A 17826-nucleotide genomic window follows, 5' to 3' on the forward strand; every position below is an offset into this window, starting at 1 on the left:
AACGAGATGGTAGAGCAGTTTTCAAGAACCGCATTGCTGCTTGGAGAAGAAGCGATAAAGAGGCTTGGACAAAAGAAGGTTGCAATATTTGGAGTCGGCGGTGTTGGTGGATATGTATGTGAAGCTTTAGTAAGAAGCGGAGTAGGACAATTTGAGTTGATTGATAAGGATACGGTATCTCTTACGAATCTGAACCGGCAGATTATCGCACTTCATAGCACAATTGGAAAAGACAAAGTTGAAGTGATGAAAGAAAGGATGCTAGATATCAATCCGGATGCAGAAATTGTTTTGCATAAATGTTTTTTTGTGCCGGAAAACGCACAGGATTTTCCGTTTGAAGAGTATGATTATGTGGTTGATGCGGTTGATACCGTAACGGCAAAGATAGAAATTATAATGAGATGTCAAAGCCTTGGCGTTCCCGTAATCAGTTGTATGGGAGCAGGAAATAAGTTAGATCCGAGCCGATTTCAGGTGGCGGATATTTATGATACAAGTATGTGTCCGCTGGCTAAAGTGATGAGACGGGAATTGAAAAAACGAGGTGTAAAGAAATTAAAAGTAGTCTATTCGGATGAAAAGCCAATTGCACCGGCTGCATCAAAAGAGAAACCAGAAGAAGGAAGAAGAGCGCTGCCGGGTTCGACAGCGTATACACCGGCTGTTGCCGGTCTTATAATAGCAAGTGAAGTGATTAAAGATTTGAAAAACCTGCCGTGCTAAATAGTTAGCGTGGCAGGTTTTCTTTTACCTGCTTTTTCCATCGACCTAGTATCAAAGCGGTAACAAATGATCCAATCGTAAGAGCGAGGATATAAAGTAGCGGATGATTGGATAAAATAAATACAAAGATGCCTCCATGCGGAGCCGGAATCGTGCATCCAAATAGGGAAGAACAAAATCCGGCGGTGGCGGCACCGGCCATGCAGGATAAGATAACTTTGCGGATGTCGGTGAGAACAAATGGAAGAACACTTTCTGTAATAAAGGAAAGCCCCATAAAAAAGACTCCGGAAAGTTGTCCTTTTTGGTCGTTGGTATATTTGTTTTTGAATAGTAGCATCGAAATTGAAATTCCAATCGGAGGCACCATACCGCCGAGCATCACAGCTGCCATAATTCCCGAAGTGCCACTTGAAAGGGAAGCGGTTGCGTAATTATAGGCTGCTTTATTTAATAGACCACCCATATCAATTGCCATTAAAGTAGAGGCAAAAGTACCGGAAATAACCTCATTGTAAGATGCAAGATAGTCTAGCAAAGAGGTCAGATAGCTATGAATTGCCGATGTAGCCGGGGTGAGTAAAAATCGTGAGAATAAAAACATAAGCAATAGTGTCATAATCGGATAAATAATAATCATGGCGGCGGAACGCATATAATTTGGCAGATGACCGGTAAATTGCTTTAGATGGTGAGTGATGTAGCATGCAACTAAGGCTGCGCACATTGCACCGATAAAACCGGAATTGGTATCAATTGCCATACATCCTCCGACGAATCCGGCCATGAAAGCTTCGCGTCCTAGCAGTTTAAAGGACATAAATGCTGCAAAAATCGGAAGCATGAAATTAAAGCAAGTCTCTCCAAGCGTATTAAGACCGGAAGCGACAGGCGTAATAGTTCCAAGTTCGCTGCGAGCATCTATCGTTAAGGAGGAAAGATCGACGCTTGCGGAATCAAATAGATAAGCCAGTCCGATTAAGATACCACCTGCAGCAATAAAAGGAATCATCCATGTGATGGCATAGATGATGCTTTCGCAGATGGATTTATAGGTAAAGATTTTTTCGTTTTGTGTAAGCTGTTTCGGAGCCTCTAAAGATTTTGTTTCCTGAAGACGAACAAAGTCTGTTTCGAAGGCAGATTTTTTGTCAGGACCATCGATTACTTTGTCTGCTAAATCTTCTGTAAACATCGTAACGCGGTTTCGGCCAAGCTGTTTGGATCGATACAGCGCAAAATCGGCCATTTCACTAATGGTTTTAAGTGGCTGTGCGTAATCAAGCGGAGTAAGGCCGATGCTGACGGTAATATGATATCCTTCCGGAGTATCCGTATGGTGAATATCCTGACATAATTGTTCTAAAAGTGGATAGGCTTTATCCGCTGGCAACTTTAAGATACCGATAAATTCGTCGCCGCCCCAACGAGCTGCAGAATAACCATGTTTGGAAATGAGTTCTTTTATGTGTTCGGATACAATCTGCAATGCTTCGTCGCCCACCGTGTGACTATATTTATCGTTGATTTGTTTAAAGTAATCAACGTCAAGTAAGAACAGGCATACGTCGGTTGGGCAAAGTAAAGCCAAACGCTTAAAATCCTCAGTAAAAGATCTTCGGTTAGAAAGACCGGTCAGCTCGTCGAATGTTGCCATTTTGAGCAGTATGCCCCTATAACTAAAGAAATTATTTGTGATAAGGATGATAACAATAAATAATAAAATAAGCTCCACAGAAATAATCAGTGTGAGCTGACGATACTCATAGGAACGCATATTGGCTCCATCCGTTTCCAACAAAAGAATGGTGCCATCATCCAGATAAGAGGAAATGCATGCGCGTCCATCCGTGTAAAAGGGATTGTTTTGTGTATATAATTCTTTATAACAAACACTGTTAGTTGGCGGAGTGAGAAGATCTTCGCAATCTGAAAATCTTGAATAAGACTGTATGGTTTTATAATCATCATCGGAGTTGGTAGATAAGATATTTCCGTCCGAGTCACACTGCCAATAGGCTAGGTCACTGTCGATGGTGAAATTTTCGGAAGTGATATCGGCATTTAATCGTGTAGAGAAAGCATGGACGGCATAGTTAAGGTTATCATATTCATACGAACGCAGAGTTGTGACATTGATGGCAGCAAAAAATAAAGAGCTGACAACGAAACTACAAATGATAATGCATATAATAATGATAAACTTGGAATTGAATTTATAGTCTTTCATGAAAATCATCCACCTAAGATTATGAGTATTGCATAGTCCGTACGCTACCGGAAGGCAAAATCCGATGGAATCGCTGACTATGGGTCATTATTACTATATCATTGAAAGACATAGAGCACAACAATGCAAAATAAGAAAAGCCGAAGAACTTGCATTGGCAAGTCATGGCGATAAGGAAAAGATTGCTATTCTTCGTTATTTGTGAGATACTAAATACTATGCAAATATGAAAAGTTGTAAGCATAGTGGTGTGCTAAGAATAGGTAGGTGCATGATGTTAGAGATTAAAGATTTAGTCTATGAAGTGGAAGAAAATGATAAGAAGATTAATATTATTGACCACCTGAATCTTTCGATTGACGATGGAAAGTTTGTGGTTGTGACAGGACCTAATGGTGGAGGTAAGTCTACACTTGCGAAGCTGATTATGGGCGTAAATGATACGACATCCGGAAACATCATTTTTGATGGAGAGGATGTTACGGATAAGAATATAACACAAAGAGCGAATCTCGGAATCAGTTTTGCATTTCAGCAGCCGGTTCGGTTTAAGGGCATTAAGGTCATTGATTTGCTAAGGCTGGCAGCAGGAGAGAAGATTACAGTGACAGAGGCTTGTGAATATCTTTCCAAGGTAGGCTTGTGTGCGAAGGATTATATTAACAGAGAAGTGAATGCTTCGTTATCCGGAGGAGAACTTAAGCGAATTGAAATAGCAACCGTCATAGCCAGAGGAACAAAATTTGCAATTTTTGATGAACCGGAAGCAGGAATTGATTTATGGAGCTTTCAGAATCTGATTAAGGTATTTGAAAATATTCGTAGTTCCATTCAAGGTACGGTGCTGATCATTTCGCATCAGGAGCGTATTTTGAATATTGCGGATGAAATCGTTGTTATTGAAAATGGAAAAGTGAAAAAGCAAGGACCAAAGGATGAGATTCTTCCGGAGATTCTTGGAACGGAAAGCGCAATGAACAGTGCTTGTAGTAAATTAGTATAGGAGGTGCCATGATGGATGAAATACAAAGACAGTTATTAGAAGAAGTGGCAGACCTTCACGAAGTGCCGGAGGGTGCTTATAATATTCGGGCAAATGGACAGTCTACGGCTCGCAATACAACTGCCAATATCGATATTGTATCAAAGGAAGATAACAGCGGTATTGATATTAAGATTAAGGATGGAACGGTTAAGGAGAGTGTACATATTCCGGTAGTTCTGTCGCAAAGTGGTCTGTCTGAGGTTGTCTACAATGATTTTTATGTAGGTGATGATTGTGATGTGACGATTGTAGCCGGCTGCGGTATTCATAATAGTGGCGATGCGGATTCACAGCATGATGGCGTACATCGTTTTTATATCGGTAAGAACTCGCGGGTTCGCTATGTGGAAAAACACTACGGCGGCGGAGAAGGAACCGGTAAACGCATTTTGAATCCGGTAACGGAAGTATATCAAAAAGAAAACAGCTATTGCGAGATGGAGATGGTACAGATTAAAGGCGTTGACTCCACGATCCGCACGACGAAAGCAGAGCTTGAGAAAGGGGCTACGTTTTTGGTCAGAGAGCGTCTTATGACGCACGGAAGTCAGACCGCCTCTAGTATTTACGAGGTGACGCTAAGCGGAGAAGATTCCAGCACGGATGTTATCTCACGTTCTGTTGCAAAAGATAATTCGGAACAGATCTTTGAAGCAAGCATTGTTGGAAATACAGCTTGCCAAGGTCATGCAGAGTGTGATGCGATTATCATGGATAAGGCTCATGTTGTCGCAGTTCCGAAACTGGATGCCAATCATGTAGATGCAGCATTGATTCATGAGGCTGCCATTGGCAAGATAGCAGGAGATCAGCTGATTAAGCTTATGAGTCTGGGACTTACCAGAGAAGAAGCAGAAGAACAGATTATCAACGGCTTCCTGCGATAAATAGATATAACGTCAAAAGAGGGATACACCGAAAGTAACAAATAGGTTGCTTTCGGTGTTTTTTTGATTGAAATTCGAAAAGTGAAGTGTGCGAAAATGGTACGAAATGTTGAAAGGTGTCGGACAACATAGTATAATACAAATGGATGTTGATTATAAATAGAAATATGGTGAATGCTATGAGAAAATTTATTTTGCCACTTGGGAAAAAGGGGGGCGCACTAATCTGCGTCGGAGTGGTATTGAATTTGATGGGGCGAAGCATTTCAACCGCATATTCATTACCGTTATTTTTGGATAATATTGGTACTTTTTTTATTTCAATTGTATTAGGTCCGATTGCAGGAATTGTAACGGGAATCCTATGCAATTTCCTAACGGCAATTGTGATACCGGGGGATTGGCGCTATGCGCTTGTCAGTGCCGGAGGAGCTTTGGTTGTAGGAAAACTATTATATAATCGAAAACGTATCTCGTCATTTCGGGTTGTGGCAACCAGCGTTCTGACTGGTCTTGTTGCAGTGCTTCTTGCGACACCGATTAATATGGTGTTCAGATCCGGGTATACAGGAAATGAGTGGGGGGATGCTCTGGTAGAGATGACATTGGAACATCTTCCAAGAGTATTGCCATGCTGTATAGCAGGAGAAATTATTGTAAATATTCCGGATAAAATCTTGTCGGTCTTATTGGTGATGGGCGCCATTGTTCTCTTTCGAAAGACCGGTTATTTCCTTGCAGATGAAATTGAAAAAGAAGAACAAAGTGATTATAAGAAGGCAAAAGGAATCAAACCTCTTTTGTCTGTTTTTGTTGTCATAGGTGTGATTGCAGCTTCGCTGCTTGGTGCGGTGGCAAGTAATGCAGCCACCGGCGATACTTTGGTGCAAAACGATATTAAGGTGGAAGATTTTAAGGCAAATTATGCATTTACCACTTATGATACAGAGGATGGTTTAAAGTCTGCAGAAATCAATACGATAACGCAGACAAGTGACGGCTATATCTGGGCGGGAACATACTCCGGTTTGTATCGTTATGACGGAACGGAATTTAAAAAAGTAGAATTGGATAAACGAATTACGAGTGTTATCAGATTGTGCTGCGATCGTCAAGGTCGTATGTGGATTGGTACCAATGAAAGTGGCGTGGCTTGTTACGACCCATATTCACAAGATATTCGCTTTTATACGACGGATGATGGGCTGAGTTCAAACTCGATCAAGGATATCTGTGAGGATGAACAAGGATATATGTATGTGAGCACGTCGTCCTATCTATGCCGCATAGAACTTGAGAATGCAAAAGACGATACGAATGCGCTTGAACCTGCGGAAATTAAAGTGTATAGCGATTTGCCGGAGATTACATACGTTAGTAGTTTGACCACTTTGGGAAATGGTGAAATCTGCGGGATTAGCGGCGATGGTATGCTGTTTGTTATGAAAAACGAGCAGCTTGCATATACAAAAGAGTGTACGCAAAAGGAATGTGATTACAGCGCAGTTGCATTTAATGAAGATGACGTTTTACTGGTCGGGACAACGGCAAGTCAGATGGAGAAAGTAGCGATAAGTGCGAGTGGCTTGAAGACACAAAGCACGGTGGATTTGCAGGGATTATCCTGTGTGAATGCAATCTGTTACGAAAGTGATTTTGCCGGATATTTTATAGCCTGCGAGAATGGATTTGGTTACGTGGGAGAAGATGGAAGCTATCAAGAACTGACAATCGATGGCTTTGACACGGCGATTTCCGACATCATTATTGACAGACAAAATGATATTTGGTTTAGCTCATCTAAGCAGGGAATTATGAAAGTTTCCTATAATCCATTTACAGATTTGTTTGCAAAAGAACAGATAGATCGCGAAGCGGTAAATGCTGTTTTGAATGATGATGGAATCTTATACATCGGTACAGATGATGGCGTTGTAAAGATGAATGCAGATTCGGATGAAGGGATTTCCTCGGAACTTTTGGAGCAATTAGATGGTATGCGGGTGCGTCATATCCTAAAGGACAGCAAAGGAAATTATTGGTTTTCTACCTATGGGGAGGATGGTCTTGTCCGCATTTCTAAGAGTGGAAAGATAAAGAAATTTACGGAAGCTAAGACCGGTATTTTGGGAGGACGTTTTCGATTCTCTATGGAATTAAGTGATGGTCGGATTTTGGCAGCTTCTTCAGACGGAATCAGTTTTCTTAAGGGAAATCAAGTGGTGAAGACAATTGGAGAAGAGGAAATGAGCGTTCCTAAAGTGCTTTTTGCGCTAGAGCAGGAAGATGGAAGCATTTTGGCTGCGACAGATGGCGGCGGAGTCTATCTAATCGAAGATGATGAGGTTGTGGATCATATTGGAGAAGAACAAGGATTGTATTCCCAGGTAGTAATGAAGATTGTCCCTTGTACAGGTGGATATATATTTGTGGCAAGCAATGGTTTGTACTACTACAAGGAAGATAAAAGTGTGATACAACTTGAAAATTTTCCATATTCCAACAATTATGATATCTATATTGCGCAAGATGGAAAAGCATTTATCAGTTCAAGTGCGGGAATATATGTAACGACTGAAAAAGAACTGTTGCAGGATGAGGAAGCATATAATTATACGCTCTTAGATGCCAATCGCGGATTTGATACGACACTTACGGCAAATGCTTGGGATGCCGTGCAGGATGAGACGCTTTATTTGTGTTGTACCGATGGACTTCGAAGCCTGAATATGGAGCAGTATGAGGATTTTAATAATCATTATCAGATTGTAATTGTGTACGTGGAAAAGGAAGGCAAGGCCGTGGAAGCGAAGAACGGAATCTATAATATTCCGGCGGGAAGCGGAGAGGTGACGGTGACGGCTGCAGTGCTCAATTATGCAATTTCTGATCCACTCGTGTATCTGGAATTAGAGGGCGTTGACGAGAGTGGGCGTTATGTACGTCAATCTGAACTGAGCACGATTTATTATTCGAATCTACCATTTGGTAATTATAGTTTTGATGTTAAAGTTTATAACGATTCAGGAACAAAAGTTTTGAAGGAGATGAGCTTTGTCTTCCGAAAAGAAGCGAAGTTATATGAAAGAACGTATTTTAAAGTCTATTTGATTTGTGCGCTTGCTGTTATGTTAATGTTTGTGGTATGGCTAGGAGCTAAGATGAGCAATCTTGCTGTGATTAATAAGCAATATGAGCAGATCCAAAGGGCAGAAGATGAAGTGCAGGAGGCAAATGAGGAAAAAGCACGATTTATGGATCATATGACGCAGGAAATTAAAAGTCCGATTTTGGACGTGCTTGTGAAAAATGAGCAGATTTTGCGTTTGACGAAAAGTCCGGATGTGTTGACAAATGCAAACAGTATTCAAAAATCGGCAACCAGTCTTTTGAATATGATAAATGACTTTTTTGCGATGGCAGAATTAGAGACCGGTCGTATGGAATCCCTTCAGGAAGAATATGACCTGGCGCTGGTATTGGAAGAAGCAATTGGTCACGTAAAGCAAGATGGTCTGAAAAAAGGAATTAGAATTGAAATTGAAGTTGGCTCTTATCTTCCGCGAAGATTATATGGAGACGGCATACATCTGACACAGGTTATCAAGAAACTGCTTGAGAATGCCATAAAATATACCAAAGAGGGAAGTATTGGGATAAAGGTGGAAGGTGAGCGAGAGGAAGAACAGCTGCATCTTCATGTGGTAGTGGAAGATACCGGTGTCGGTATTCGGGAAGAAGAGCTGGAAAAGATTTTAAATGAAAATATCAAAAGTACGAATTATGAAAAATCAAGTATAGATATTCGCCTTGCAACGCATCTTCTTGAACTTATGGGATCGAAACTGGAGATACAAAGTATTTATGGAGAAGGTTCACGGTTTTGTTTTGATTTGATGCAAAAGATTGTAGACGTAAGACCAATGGGGGACTTTGAAGAGGCTGCTAAAACGTCGGAGCAAAAAGGAGCAATAACATATGAAGGAGAAGACGAAGGGGAATAGGCGTAAACAAAAAAGCAGATTCAGTCAGATTGATAAAAAGCAATTCACATTACCGCTGCTTATGTGTCTGATTGGTTTGGGGTTTAATATAGGTGGGACAACTGCGGTTCGGACATTTGATCTTCCGTTTTATTTTGATTGCGCAGGTACGATTTTGATTGCCTATATGGGCGGTTATGTCCCGGGAATTGTTGTGGGATTGACGACAAATATTTTAAAGTGTGTGGAAGATCCGGCATCTATATACTATGCGCCAATCAGCATCTGTATTGCTCTTGTGACTGCATATTTGTATCGAAAAGGGAAGCTAAAAACCATACGCCATTTTATATTGTATACCTGTCTGATTACCGTAATTGCAATTGTTGTTGGAGGAGGGCTCTCCTGGATGGTTGAAGAAAATGCCGGTGAGATATTTGCAGGGGGAATGGTTCGTTATTGCTTGCTTGAACTTGGAGATAAGGCGATAAGCGTGGCATTTGTTTGCGTGATGTTGTCATTGATTCCGGAGAAAGTAAGAAAGCGTTTTGAACTTACATTATGGATGCAGGACAGCTCCATAGAGCAAAAGGAACTGGAACGCGTCGGGCAAAAGAACCGGTATCGTCATCCACTTGGGCGAAAAATTGTGGTGTCCCTAGGCGTTATTTCGATTTCAATTGCTTTTATCTGTGCAATAGCATGCGTGGAATTATATCGACAGTTTATGATTGATCAGCAAAGCAAAATTGGAAAAGCGGTGGCGAGTATTGCGGCATCCTTTGTCGAGGCAGATGATGTGGAGAAGTATCTTGATGAAGGGGATTCTTTTCAAAGTTATAAAGAGACAAAAGAGGAGCTTACCAAACTGCTTAAAAACAGTAATCAGGTATCCTATATATATGTCTATAAGATCATGTCGGATGGCTGTCATGTTGTATTTGATATTGATACGGAATCTGTGGATGCGGCGAACCTTGGAGATGTGATTTCCTTTGATGAAGCATTTATGGAATATCTTCCGGATTTGCTGGAGGGAAAGGAAATTGATGCGGTCATTTCAGAGGATAAATATGGTGCTTTATTATCGTACTATGTTCCGGTCTATGCATCTGACGGTGAGTGTGTATGCTATGCGGCGGCAGATATTTCGATGGATAATTTAAAGGACTATAGGCGATTGTTTTTTGTGCGTTTGATTGCCATCTTTATCAGTTTTTGGATTCTGGTTTTGGCAATCGGGCTTTGGCTGGCGAAATACCATCTTATTTTACCGATTAATGCAATGGCGAAGGTGACGGATGAATTTGAATACACGGATGAATATGCGCGCAGACGGAATCTGCACAATATCAAACAGCTTCAGATTAAGACAGGCGATGAAATAGAACGCATGTATTGGGCGCTTACTGCAACAATTGAAGAAAGTACCTGTTATTTTGAGGAAAGTAAACATCAAAATGAAAAAATCAGCAAGATGCAGGAAGGTCTTTTGATGGTTCTTGCGGACGTAGTGGAAAACCGTGATGAGTCAACCGGAAGCCATGTAAGGAAGACAGCAGCTTATGTGGAAATAACAATTAATAAGATGAGATCACTTGGTTATTACAAGGAGGAGTTGACGGAAGAATTGGCGCATAACACCATTCGTTCAGCACCACTTCATGATATTGGTAAGATTGCCATTCCGGATGCAATCTTAAATAAACCGGATCGACTGACCGATGAGGAATTTGGCATTATGAAATCGCACGCAGCGGAAGGCCGTACCATTATAGAGCGTGCAATCGAAACGATGCCGGATGTTGGATATCTGGTAGAGGCTAGAAATCTTGCCGGCTATCATCATGAAAAATGGAATGGCACCGGTTATCCGGAGGGACTTGCCGGCGAAGAGATTCCGTTGTCAGCGAGAATTATGGCCGTTGCAGATGTATTTGACGCATTGGTTTCAAGACGAGCCTATAAGGAACCATTTTCTTATGAGAAGGCGTTTTCGATTATTAAAGAGGATGCGGGAACGCACTTTGATCCCTATGTTGCGGATGCTTTTTTGAAGGCTGCAGACGATGTAGTGATCGTGGCTGATCGATTTGCAGAATAATCAGAGAAGGGGAGTTTGGTGTGCTCTTAGCCCGCCTTTAGAAAACTTGACAATAAACCCTGTTTTATGGTAAAAAAGATATGGTTTTACAAGAGACGAACATGCTGCCGTGAATAGTTGTTTATAGTCCGATGAAGGATTGTAGCTTTCTATTTGCGGCATTTTTTTTTGGAAATCAAGATATATTCAGTAAGGGAGAAAAAGATGAGTAAGCAGTATGATGTTATTATTATTGGCGCAGGTCCAGGGGGCATTTTTGCGTCATATGAATTAAAGAAAAATAATCAGAATCTAAAAGTGGCTGTATTTGAAAGCGGTCATAGTCTTGAGAAGAGAAAATGCCCAATCGACGGGGTGAAGATTAAGTCTTGTATTAATTGTCCATCTTGTTCGATCATGAGCGGATTTGGCGGAGCAGGCGCGTTTTCAGATGGAAAATACAATATTACCAATGATTTTGGAGGTACACTTCATGAATATATCGGTAAGAAACAGGCGATTGAATTGATGGAGTATATTGATGAAATCAATCTTGCATATGGCGGCGAGGGCACGAAACTGTACTCGACAACCGGTTCTGATATTAAAAAGACTTGTATGCAAAACAAGTTAAAGCTTTTAGATGCCTCAGTCAGACATTTGGGAACGGATGTTAACTATATTGTTCTAGAGAACCTTTATAATCATCTGAAAGAACAGGTGGATTTTTATTTTGATAATAGTGTGGAAAGCGTAAGAAAGCTTGAGAATGGATATGTTGTAGTAGCGAAAGACGGAGAGTATAGATGCGACAAGTGTATCATTTCTGTTGGACGAAGCGGCAGCAAATGGATGGAAAAAGTCTGTAATGAGCTCGATATTGAGACTAGTTCTAATCGTGTGGACATTGGCGTACGTGTGGAACTTGCAGCGGAGATTTTTTCGCATCTGACAGACGAACTGTATGAAAGTAAGATTGTGTATCGTACAGACAAGTTTGAAGATAAGGTAAGAACGTTTTGTATGAATCCGCGCGGAAGTGTCGTAAATGAAAATACGAACGGTATCATTACGGTAAATGGCCATAGCTACGAAGATCCGAAGCTGCAGACGGAAAACACGAACTTCGCGCTTCTTGTTGCAAAACATTTTTCAGAGCCGTTTAAAGACAGCAACGGATATGGTGAAAGTATTGCGAGATTATCCAATATGCTTGGCGGAGGCGTTATCGTACAGCGTTTTGGTGATTTGACAAGAGGTAGAAGAAGTACGAAAAAAAGAATAGAAGAAAACTTCGTTGTTCCGACGCTGGCAGCAGAGCCGGGAGATTTAAGTCTCGTACTGCCAAAGCGTATTTTGGATGGAATTATAGAGATGATTTACGCACTTGATAAGATTGCACCGGGAACTGCGAATGATGATACACTGTTGTATGGTGTGGAAGTTAAGTTCTACAACATGGAAGTGAAAGTAGATGAGAACTTAGAGTGTAAGCACAAGGGGCTATACATCATTGGAGATGGAAGTGGCGTTACGCATTCTTTGTCGCATGCATCTGCAAGTGGAGTGCATGTTGCGAGAAAGATTACCGGTGTATAAATACGTGACAGATATGGTGGCTGCATGGTAAGATAAGAACGCTTAATAACTAATTGGAAGATTAATCGAAACGGAGGCTATTTTAATGGGCGGATTTTTTGGAGTAGCATCACAGGATGATTGCGTTTTTGATCTGTTCTATGGAACGGATTATCACTCACATCTTGGGACCAGAAGAGCAGGACTTGCAGTATATGGCACGGAGAATGGGTTTGATCGTGCGATTCATAGTATTGAAACCACGAACTTTCGACCAAAATTTGATAAAGATATTTTGAAGATGAAAGGGCATCTTGGAATTGGTTGTATTTCAGATTATGAGCCGCAACCACTGATTATTCGTTCGCATCACGGAACATATGCCATTACAACGGTTGGTAAGATTAATAATGCATCGCAGCTTGCGGATGATTTATTTGCGAAGGGGCACTCACATTTTCTGGAGATGAGCGGAGGCGATATCAATCCTACAGAGCTTGTTGCAACGTTGATTAATCAACAAGATACGATTGTTGACGGGATTCGTTATGTGCAAGATGTTGTGGATGGCTCAATGACTTTGATGCTGATGACAAAAGACGGGATTTATGCTGCGCGTGATAAGTATGGAAGAACACCGGTTGAGATTGGATATAAAAAGACGGAAGAAGGAGCGGCGCATTGTATTTGCTTTGAGAGCTTTTCTTTCTTGAATCTGGGATACCGGATGAAGAAGGAATTAGGACCGGGAGAGATTGTCTTTGTGGATCCGGAGGAAATTAAGACAGTTGCACCGGCGCTTGATGAGATGAAGGTGTGTTCTTTTCTGTGGATTTACTATGGATTTCCGGCATCTACTTATGAAGGGCTCAATGTCGAAGATGTTCGATGCAAATGTGGTAGTAAACTTGCCAAACGGGATATGACAAGAGGAATTAAACCGAATATGGTTGCAGGCGTTCCGGACTCGGGTATTGCACATGCCGTTGGCTACGCCAATGAATCAGGCGTGCCGTATTCGCGACCATTTGTCAAGTATACGCCAACCTGGCCGCGCTCGTTTATGCCTACAATTCAAAGCCGGCGTGATTTGATTGCCAAGATGAAACTTGTACCGATTCGTGAATTGTTAGAGGGAAATAAGCTGTTGCTGATTGATGATTCCATTGTTCGTGGTACGCAGCTTCGAGAGACAACGCAGTATCTATACAAGAGCGGCGTTGAGGAGGTTCACATCCGGCCGGCATGTCCGCCGTTGGTCTTTGGATGCAAATATTTGAATTTTTCCAGATCGAATTCCGAAGCGGAGCTGATTACTCGCAGGATGATTGAGAAGCTGGAAGGAACAATGAATCCGTCGGATTCTATTTTGGCCAAGTATACAGATCCGGATTCTGATCAGTATGCGAATATGTTAGAAGAGATTCGCAGGCAATTAGATTTTACATCCCTTCATTATCACAGATTGGATGATATGGTAGAGGCAATTGGATTAGGAAAGTGTAAGCTTTGCACCTATTGCTGGGATGGAGCTGAATAAAGAAATTACAGGACATCGAAAGCAGGGGCTTATCGTCTCATGCCTTCGATGTCTTTTGGTTTTGAAGAAGATTATTTTAGGAAGTGAGACTTTAACTTGCCGGTTAAAACGATTAAAATATAGGAAAAGAAAGGAGCGGCTATGGCAACACAAGGAGCGGCAAAGGAACAGACAAAAAGCAGAATCAGAGAGCCAAAGAGATATCGCGTTATCATGCATAACGATGACTTTACGACGATGGAATTCGTGGTGGATATTCTGGTTCGGATATTCCATAAAAATGAGATCGAAGCGGAGCAGATTATGATGAGTGTTCATCAAAAAGGGAGCGCAGTGGTTGGAGTATATCCTTATGATATTGCCAAGACCAGAATATTAGAATCGATGAACCGTGCCAAGGCAGAAGGTTTTCCGTTTCGTATGACCATGGAGGAAGCATAGATGAATTTATCAAAACTGGTGTCCGTGATTATGGAACGGGCAATTAAATGTGCACATGATGCGCACTATGAATATGTGACACCGGAAGTAATTTTACTTGCGCTGTGTGAAACGGCATCATTCTATGAGCCGTATGTGGAGTGTGGCGGAGATGTGGCAGCTTTAGAAGAGGATTTGAAGGAGTACTTAAAAGAATATGTAACCGATGCCAAGGCGACAACGGCGCAATTCTCCGCAGAGGCCGGGGAGATGCTTGTGGCGGCGCAGCGTTCGGCGCAGTACAGTGGGCGTAACGTGATTGAGCTCGAGCATATTGTCAGGGGAATGTGGCAACTCCAGGATTGTTATGCCGTTTATTATATGAGTCTGCAAGGCGTGGAAGAAGTGGAACTGCTTCAGGCACTTCTTGAAGAAAAAGGTGAAGACTGGGGAGCCGGTGAGCAACAAATTCCGGATCAAGAAAAGAAGGAATCAACCTATGAGCAATATGCTCCTTGCATGAACGATATGCTAGAAGGCGTGAATCCTTTGATTGGTCGTGAAGCTGAGCTTGAACGAACTATTCAGATTCTGTGCCGGAAAGAGAAGAATAATGTGATTCACATTGGAGAGCCGGGCGTAGGGAAAACGGCGCTGATGTATGGTCTGGTGCAGCGCATTGAGAAGGGCTTAGTGCCGGAGCAACTTAAGGGCGCACGTGTCTTTATGTTGGATCTTGGAAGTTTGCTTGCAGGTACGCAGTACCGGGGCGACTTAGAAAAGCGTCTAAAGAAGCTTCTTAAGGAAATCAGCCGAGAAGAAAAGGCTATCATCTACATCGATGAGATCCACAACCTGACAGGTGCCGGAGCTGTTGGAGAGGGTTCCTTTGATACTTCTAATATGTTAAAACCGTATCTTGCACAGGGCTCGATTCGTTTTGTCGGCGCGACGACATTTGAAGAATACAAGCGTTACTTTGAGAAGAACAAAAGCCTTGTAAGAAGATTTCAAAATGTGGAGATTGCGGAGCCTTCGGAGGAAGAGACTGTGAAGATCTTAGAGGGCTTAAAACCAAATTACGAAAAGTATCACGGTGTCAAGTATCAAAAGGGTGTGCTTGAATATGCCGTCTCCATGAGTAAAAAGTATATCAACGAGCGGTTTTTGCCGGATAAGGCAATTGATCTGATTGACGAAGCGGGTGCTTATCGCAAGATTCATCCGCTCGATCAAAAGCGCCAGTCTGTCGGCAAAGACCTGATCAATGAAGTGCTGACGAGTATCTGTCGGGTACCGGTTCAGGTGACGGCCGACGAGCTTGAGCAGGACGGTTTAAAGTCCTTAGAAGAGCGTATGCTCTCTCAGATCTTCGGACAGGATGAGGCGGTCTCGCAGGTTGTAAACGCCATCAAATTCTCAAAAGCCGGTCTTTTAGAGGAAAACAAACCGCTCTCGAGCTTTCTATTTGCCGGTCCGACCGGTGTTGGTAAGACAGAAATTGCAAAATGTCTTGCAAAAGAACTTGGCATTTCTCTGGTGCGTTTTGATATGAGTGAGTATGGAGAAAAACACGCGGTTGCGAAGCTGATTGGTTCACCGGCCGGCTATGTCGGCTACGAAGATGGTGGCCTTTTAACCGAGGCCATCCGCAAGATGCCTTCTTGCGTGTTGCTTCTTGATGAAATGGAAAAGGCGCATGAAGATATTTTTAACGTACTCCTTCAGGTTATGGACTATGCAACATTGACAGACAACCAGGGCCGAAAGGCGGATTTTCGTAATGTCATTATTATTATGACGTCCAATGCAGGCGCCAGCCGTCTTGACAAGATGGGCATCGGATTTGAAAGTGGCGATACAACGCCGGATGTGATTACGGATGAGGTGAAGCGTCTATTTGCTCCGGAATTTCGGAATCGTTTGAATAAGATTGTGGTCTTTTCTTCCATGACGCAGGAGATGGGAAGCAGAATCGCCGAGAAAAAACTTGGTGAACTTAAAGCGCTCTTGCTGCAAAAGAAGGTAGAAATGACTTACACTAAGCGTGCAACGCAGCTGCTTCTTAAAAAGGGAATCAGCAAGGAGTACGGCGCCAGAAATATGGACCGCATCATCCAAAATGAAGTTAAAACGCTTCTGGTTGACGAGTTGCTCTATGGGAAACTGAAAAAAGGTGGCGCCTGCCAGATTGATGCGAAGCAGGATTCTTTCACCTTTCATCTTAAAAAGAAGTCAAAGAAAGCAGGGGAGAAATAAGTGAGACCTATCTATCAGCTGACGGAGGAAATTTCATTTCCAAAATCCGAGCTTGCAAGAGAGGATGGTCTGCTCGCCTTTGGCGGCGACCTGAAATTAGAGAGGCTGCTGCTCGCCTATTCCAACGGAATCTTCCCCTGGTACAATCCGGGTGAGGAGATCTTGTGGTGGTGTCCTAGGCAGCGTTTCATCATTAGGCCAAGCAAAATTCATATCTCAAAATCCATGAAGAAATTCATGAAGCATCACAAGGTGCAAGTGCAGATAAATCGGGATTTCGCTGACACGATGCACAGATGCCGGCTTAAGCGTGAACATGAAAAGGACGGCACATGGATTGGGGATGATATGGAGGCGGCGTATGGCCTGCTTCATAAGATCGGATATGCGATGAGTATCGATGCTTTTGTAGATGATGAACTGGCCGGAGGATTATATGGCGTTGTCATTGGCAAATGTTTTTTCGGTGAGAGCATGTTCTCTGAAAGCGTAAATGGCTCTAAGTTGGCGCTGATTTATCTCGCGCAGATTTTAGAGGATAATGATTTTTTGATGATTGACTGTCAATTTCACACCGACCATCTTGAGAGTATGGGCGGAGAGTATGTGGAGTGGGAGGAATATAAGGGGATGCTGCGTGAGGGAATCAAGTGGTAGCTCTGCGGGGGGAGGTTGCTTTCTCCTGTGGATACGATTTCTCCCCGCACCGACCCGCCGCTAATCAAATTTTTACTGCGTATCCTTTGATTTACTCGCCACCGCCCGTGTTCTGCTAGGGGGGTGATGATAATCTTATAAGAAATGGCCCGTTGTGCCTTCGGCACACCTTGCGGTCTAAAAAAGGCTAAGGTACTGCAAGCAAGCTTGCATCCTTAGCCTTTTCCATACCTATGTCTGCTGCGCAGACGGGCCATTTCCTTACGCAATCGGAGGCAGCCTCGGTTCGGTTTGGCGAGTATCAGATACTCGTAAAAATCTGGCGGCTCTCGACGTGCTTGTCGAAATGTATCCACCAGTCGAAAGCGAGGGTGCCCGCGCCGCAGAACTATCCACTTGGGAGGGGGCGGGGCTGCGC

The 17826-nt window shown here is 42.6% G+C and carries 12 protein-coding genes; 11 read left to right on the top strand and 1 reads right to left on the bottom strand.

Annotated elements, in window-relative coordinates; translation table 11 throughout:
- Window positions 1-6 precede the first annotated feature (6 nt).
- Window positions 7-726: a tRNA threonylcarbamoyladenosine dehydratase gene (locus tag BLS20_RS04425; RefSeq protein ID WP_090172656.1), complete on the top strand. Its 720-nt coding sequence runs from the start codon at window positions 7-9 to the stop codon at window positions 724-726.
- Between the two features lie 4 nt (window positions 727-730).
- Here BLS20_RS04425 and BLS20_RS04430 read toward each other — a convergent pair whose 3' ends face one another.
- Entirely contained in the window at window positions 731-2956 is a 2226-nt protein-coding gene (locus tag BLS20_RS04430; protein ID WP_176762285.1) for a fructose-specific PTS transporter subunit EIIC, read from the bottom strand.
- A gap of 64 nt (window positions 2957-3020) precedes the next feature.
- On the opposite strand from BLS20_RS04430, the gene BLS20_RS13675 reads away from it, so the two are divergent.
- The 10 genes from BLS20_RS13675 to aat all read left to right on the top strand — a co-directional run bounded on the left by BLS20_RS13675 (window position 3021) and on the right by aat (window position 17408).
- A complete protein-coding gene (locus BLS20_RS13675; RefSeq protein WP_176762286.1) occupies window positions 3021-3161 on the top strand; it encodes a hypothetical protein in 141 nt (46 codons plus the stop codon).
- Window positions 3162-3230: 69 nt separating this feature from the next.
- Window positions 3231-3959: an ABC transporter ATP-binding protein gene (locus tag BLS20_RS04435; protein ID WP_090172660.1), complete on the top strand. Its 729-nt coding sequence runs from the start codon at window positions 3231-3233 to the stop codon at window positions 3957-3959.
- Window positions 3960-3970: 11 nt separating this feature from the next.
- Window positions 3971-4888, top strand: a complete 918-nt coding sequence (locus BLS20_RS04440; RefSeq protein ID WP_090172662.1) for a SufB/SufD family protein — start codon at window positions 3971-3973, stop codon at window positions 4886-4888.
- Between the two features lie 179 nt (window positions 4889-5067).
- Window positions 5068-8892, top strand: a complete 3825-nt coding sequence (locus tag BLS20_RS04445) for a two-component regulator propeller domain-containing protein (RefSeq protein WP_176762288.1) — start codon at window positions 5068-5070, stop codon at window positions 8890-8892.
- Window positions 8867-10975 carry an HD-GYP domain-containing protein gene (locus BLS20_RS04450; RefSeq protein ID WP_090172666.1) on the top strand — a complete coding sequence of 703 codons (2109 nt, stop codon included), beginning with the start codon at window positions 8867-8869 and terminating at the stop codon, window positions 10973-10975. The genes BLS20_RS04445 and BLS20_RS04450 overlap by 26 nt, the downstream gene beginning before the upstream one ends.
- A 204-nt stretch (window positions 10976-11179) precedes the next feature.
- A complete protein-coding gene (locus BLS20_RS04455; RefSeq protein WP_090172668.1) occupies window positions 11180-12553 on the top strand; it encodes an NAD(P)/FAD-dependent oxidoreductase in 1374 nt (457 codons plus the stop codon).
- A gap of 85 nt (window positions 12554-12638) precedes the next feature.
- Window positions 12639-14072 carry an amidophosphoribosyltransferase gene (locus tag BLS20_RS04460; RefSeq protein ID WP_090172670.1) on the top strand — a complete coding sequence of 478 codons (1434 nt, stop codon included), beginning with the start codon at window positions 12639-12641 and terminating at the stop codon, window positions 14070-14072.
- A 141-nt stretch (window positions 14073-14213) separates the two neighbouring features.
- Complete coding sequence (locus tag BLS20_RS04465; RefSeq protein WP_090172673.1) at window positions 14214-14513, top strand: ATP-dependent Clp protease adaptor ClpS; 300 nt, start codon at window positions 14214-14216, stop codon at window positions 14511-14513.
- The gene (locus tag BLS20_RS04470; RefSeq protein WP_090172675.1) at window positions 14514-16751 is read left to right on the top strand and encodes an AAA family ATPase; all 2238 of its coding nucleotides are present in this window, start codon (window positions 14514-14516) and stop codon (window positions 16749-16751) included. It abuts the gene before it with no gap.
- Window positions 16752-17408 (top strand): leucyl/phenylalanyl-tRNA--protein transferase, encoded by a 657-nt coding sequence (gene aat / locus BLS20_RS04475; protein ID WP_090172677.1) that lies wholly within the window; start codon window positions 16752-16754, stop codon window positions 17406-17408. It begins immediately after the preceding gene.
- The last annotated feature ends 418 nt before the right edge of the window (window positions 17409-17826 follow it).

It is taken from the genome of Eubacterium oxidoreducens, assembly GCF_900104415.1.
Classification (GTDB): Bacteria; Bacillota; Clostridia; order Lachnospirales; family Lachnospiraceae; genus Eubacterium_C; species Eubacterium_C oxidoreducens.

Excerpts from the sequence above, each read along its gene's own strand:
- BLS20_RS04430 (WP_176762285.1), bottom strand. The coding sequence starts at position 2,956 with ATGAAAGACTATAAATTCAATTCCAAGTTTATCATTATTATATGCATT.
- BLS20_RS04465 (WP_090172673.1), top strand. The coding sequence starts at position 14,214 with ATGGCAACACAAGGAGCGGCAAAGGAACAGACAAAAAGCAGAATCAGA.
- BLS20_RS13675 (WP_176762286.1), top strand. The coding sequence starts at position 3,021 with ATGGAATCGCTGACTATGGGTCATTATTACTATATCATTGAAAGACAT.
- BLS20_RS04470 (WP_090172675.1), top strand. The coding sequence starts at position 14,514 with ATGAATTTATCAAAACTGGTGTCCGTGATTATGGAACGGGCAATTAAA.
- BLS20_RS04435 (WP_090172660.1), top strand. The coding sequence starts at position 3,231 with ATGTTAGAGATTAAAGATTTAGTCTATGAAGTGGAAGAAAATGATAAG.
- BLS20_RS04455 (WP_090172668.1), top strand. The coding sequence starts at position 11,180 with ATGAGTAAGCAGTATGATGTTATTATTATTGGCGCAGGTCCAGGGGGC.
- BLS20_RS04450 (WP_090172666.1), top strand. The coding sequence starts at position 8,867 with ATGAAGGAGAAGACGAAGGGGAATAGGCGTAAACAAAAAAGCAGATTC.
- BLS20_RS04460 (WP_090172670.1), top strand. The coding sequence starts at position 12,639 with ATGGGCGGATTTTTTGGAGTAGCATCACAGGATGATTGCGTTTTTGAT.
- BLS20_RS04425 (WP_090172656.1), top strand. The coding sequence starts at position 7 with ATGGTAGAGCAGTTTTCAAGAACCGCATTGCTGCTTGGAGAAGAAGCG.
- BLS20_RS04445 (WP_176762288.1), top strand. The coding sequence starts at position 5,068 with ATGAGAAAATTTATTTTGCCACTTGGGAAAAAGGGGGGCGCACTAATC.
- BLS20_RS04440 (WP_090172662.1), top strand. The coding sequence starts at position 3,971 with ATGGATGAAATACAAAGACAGTTATTAGAAGAAGTGGCAGACCTTCAC.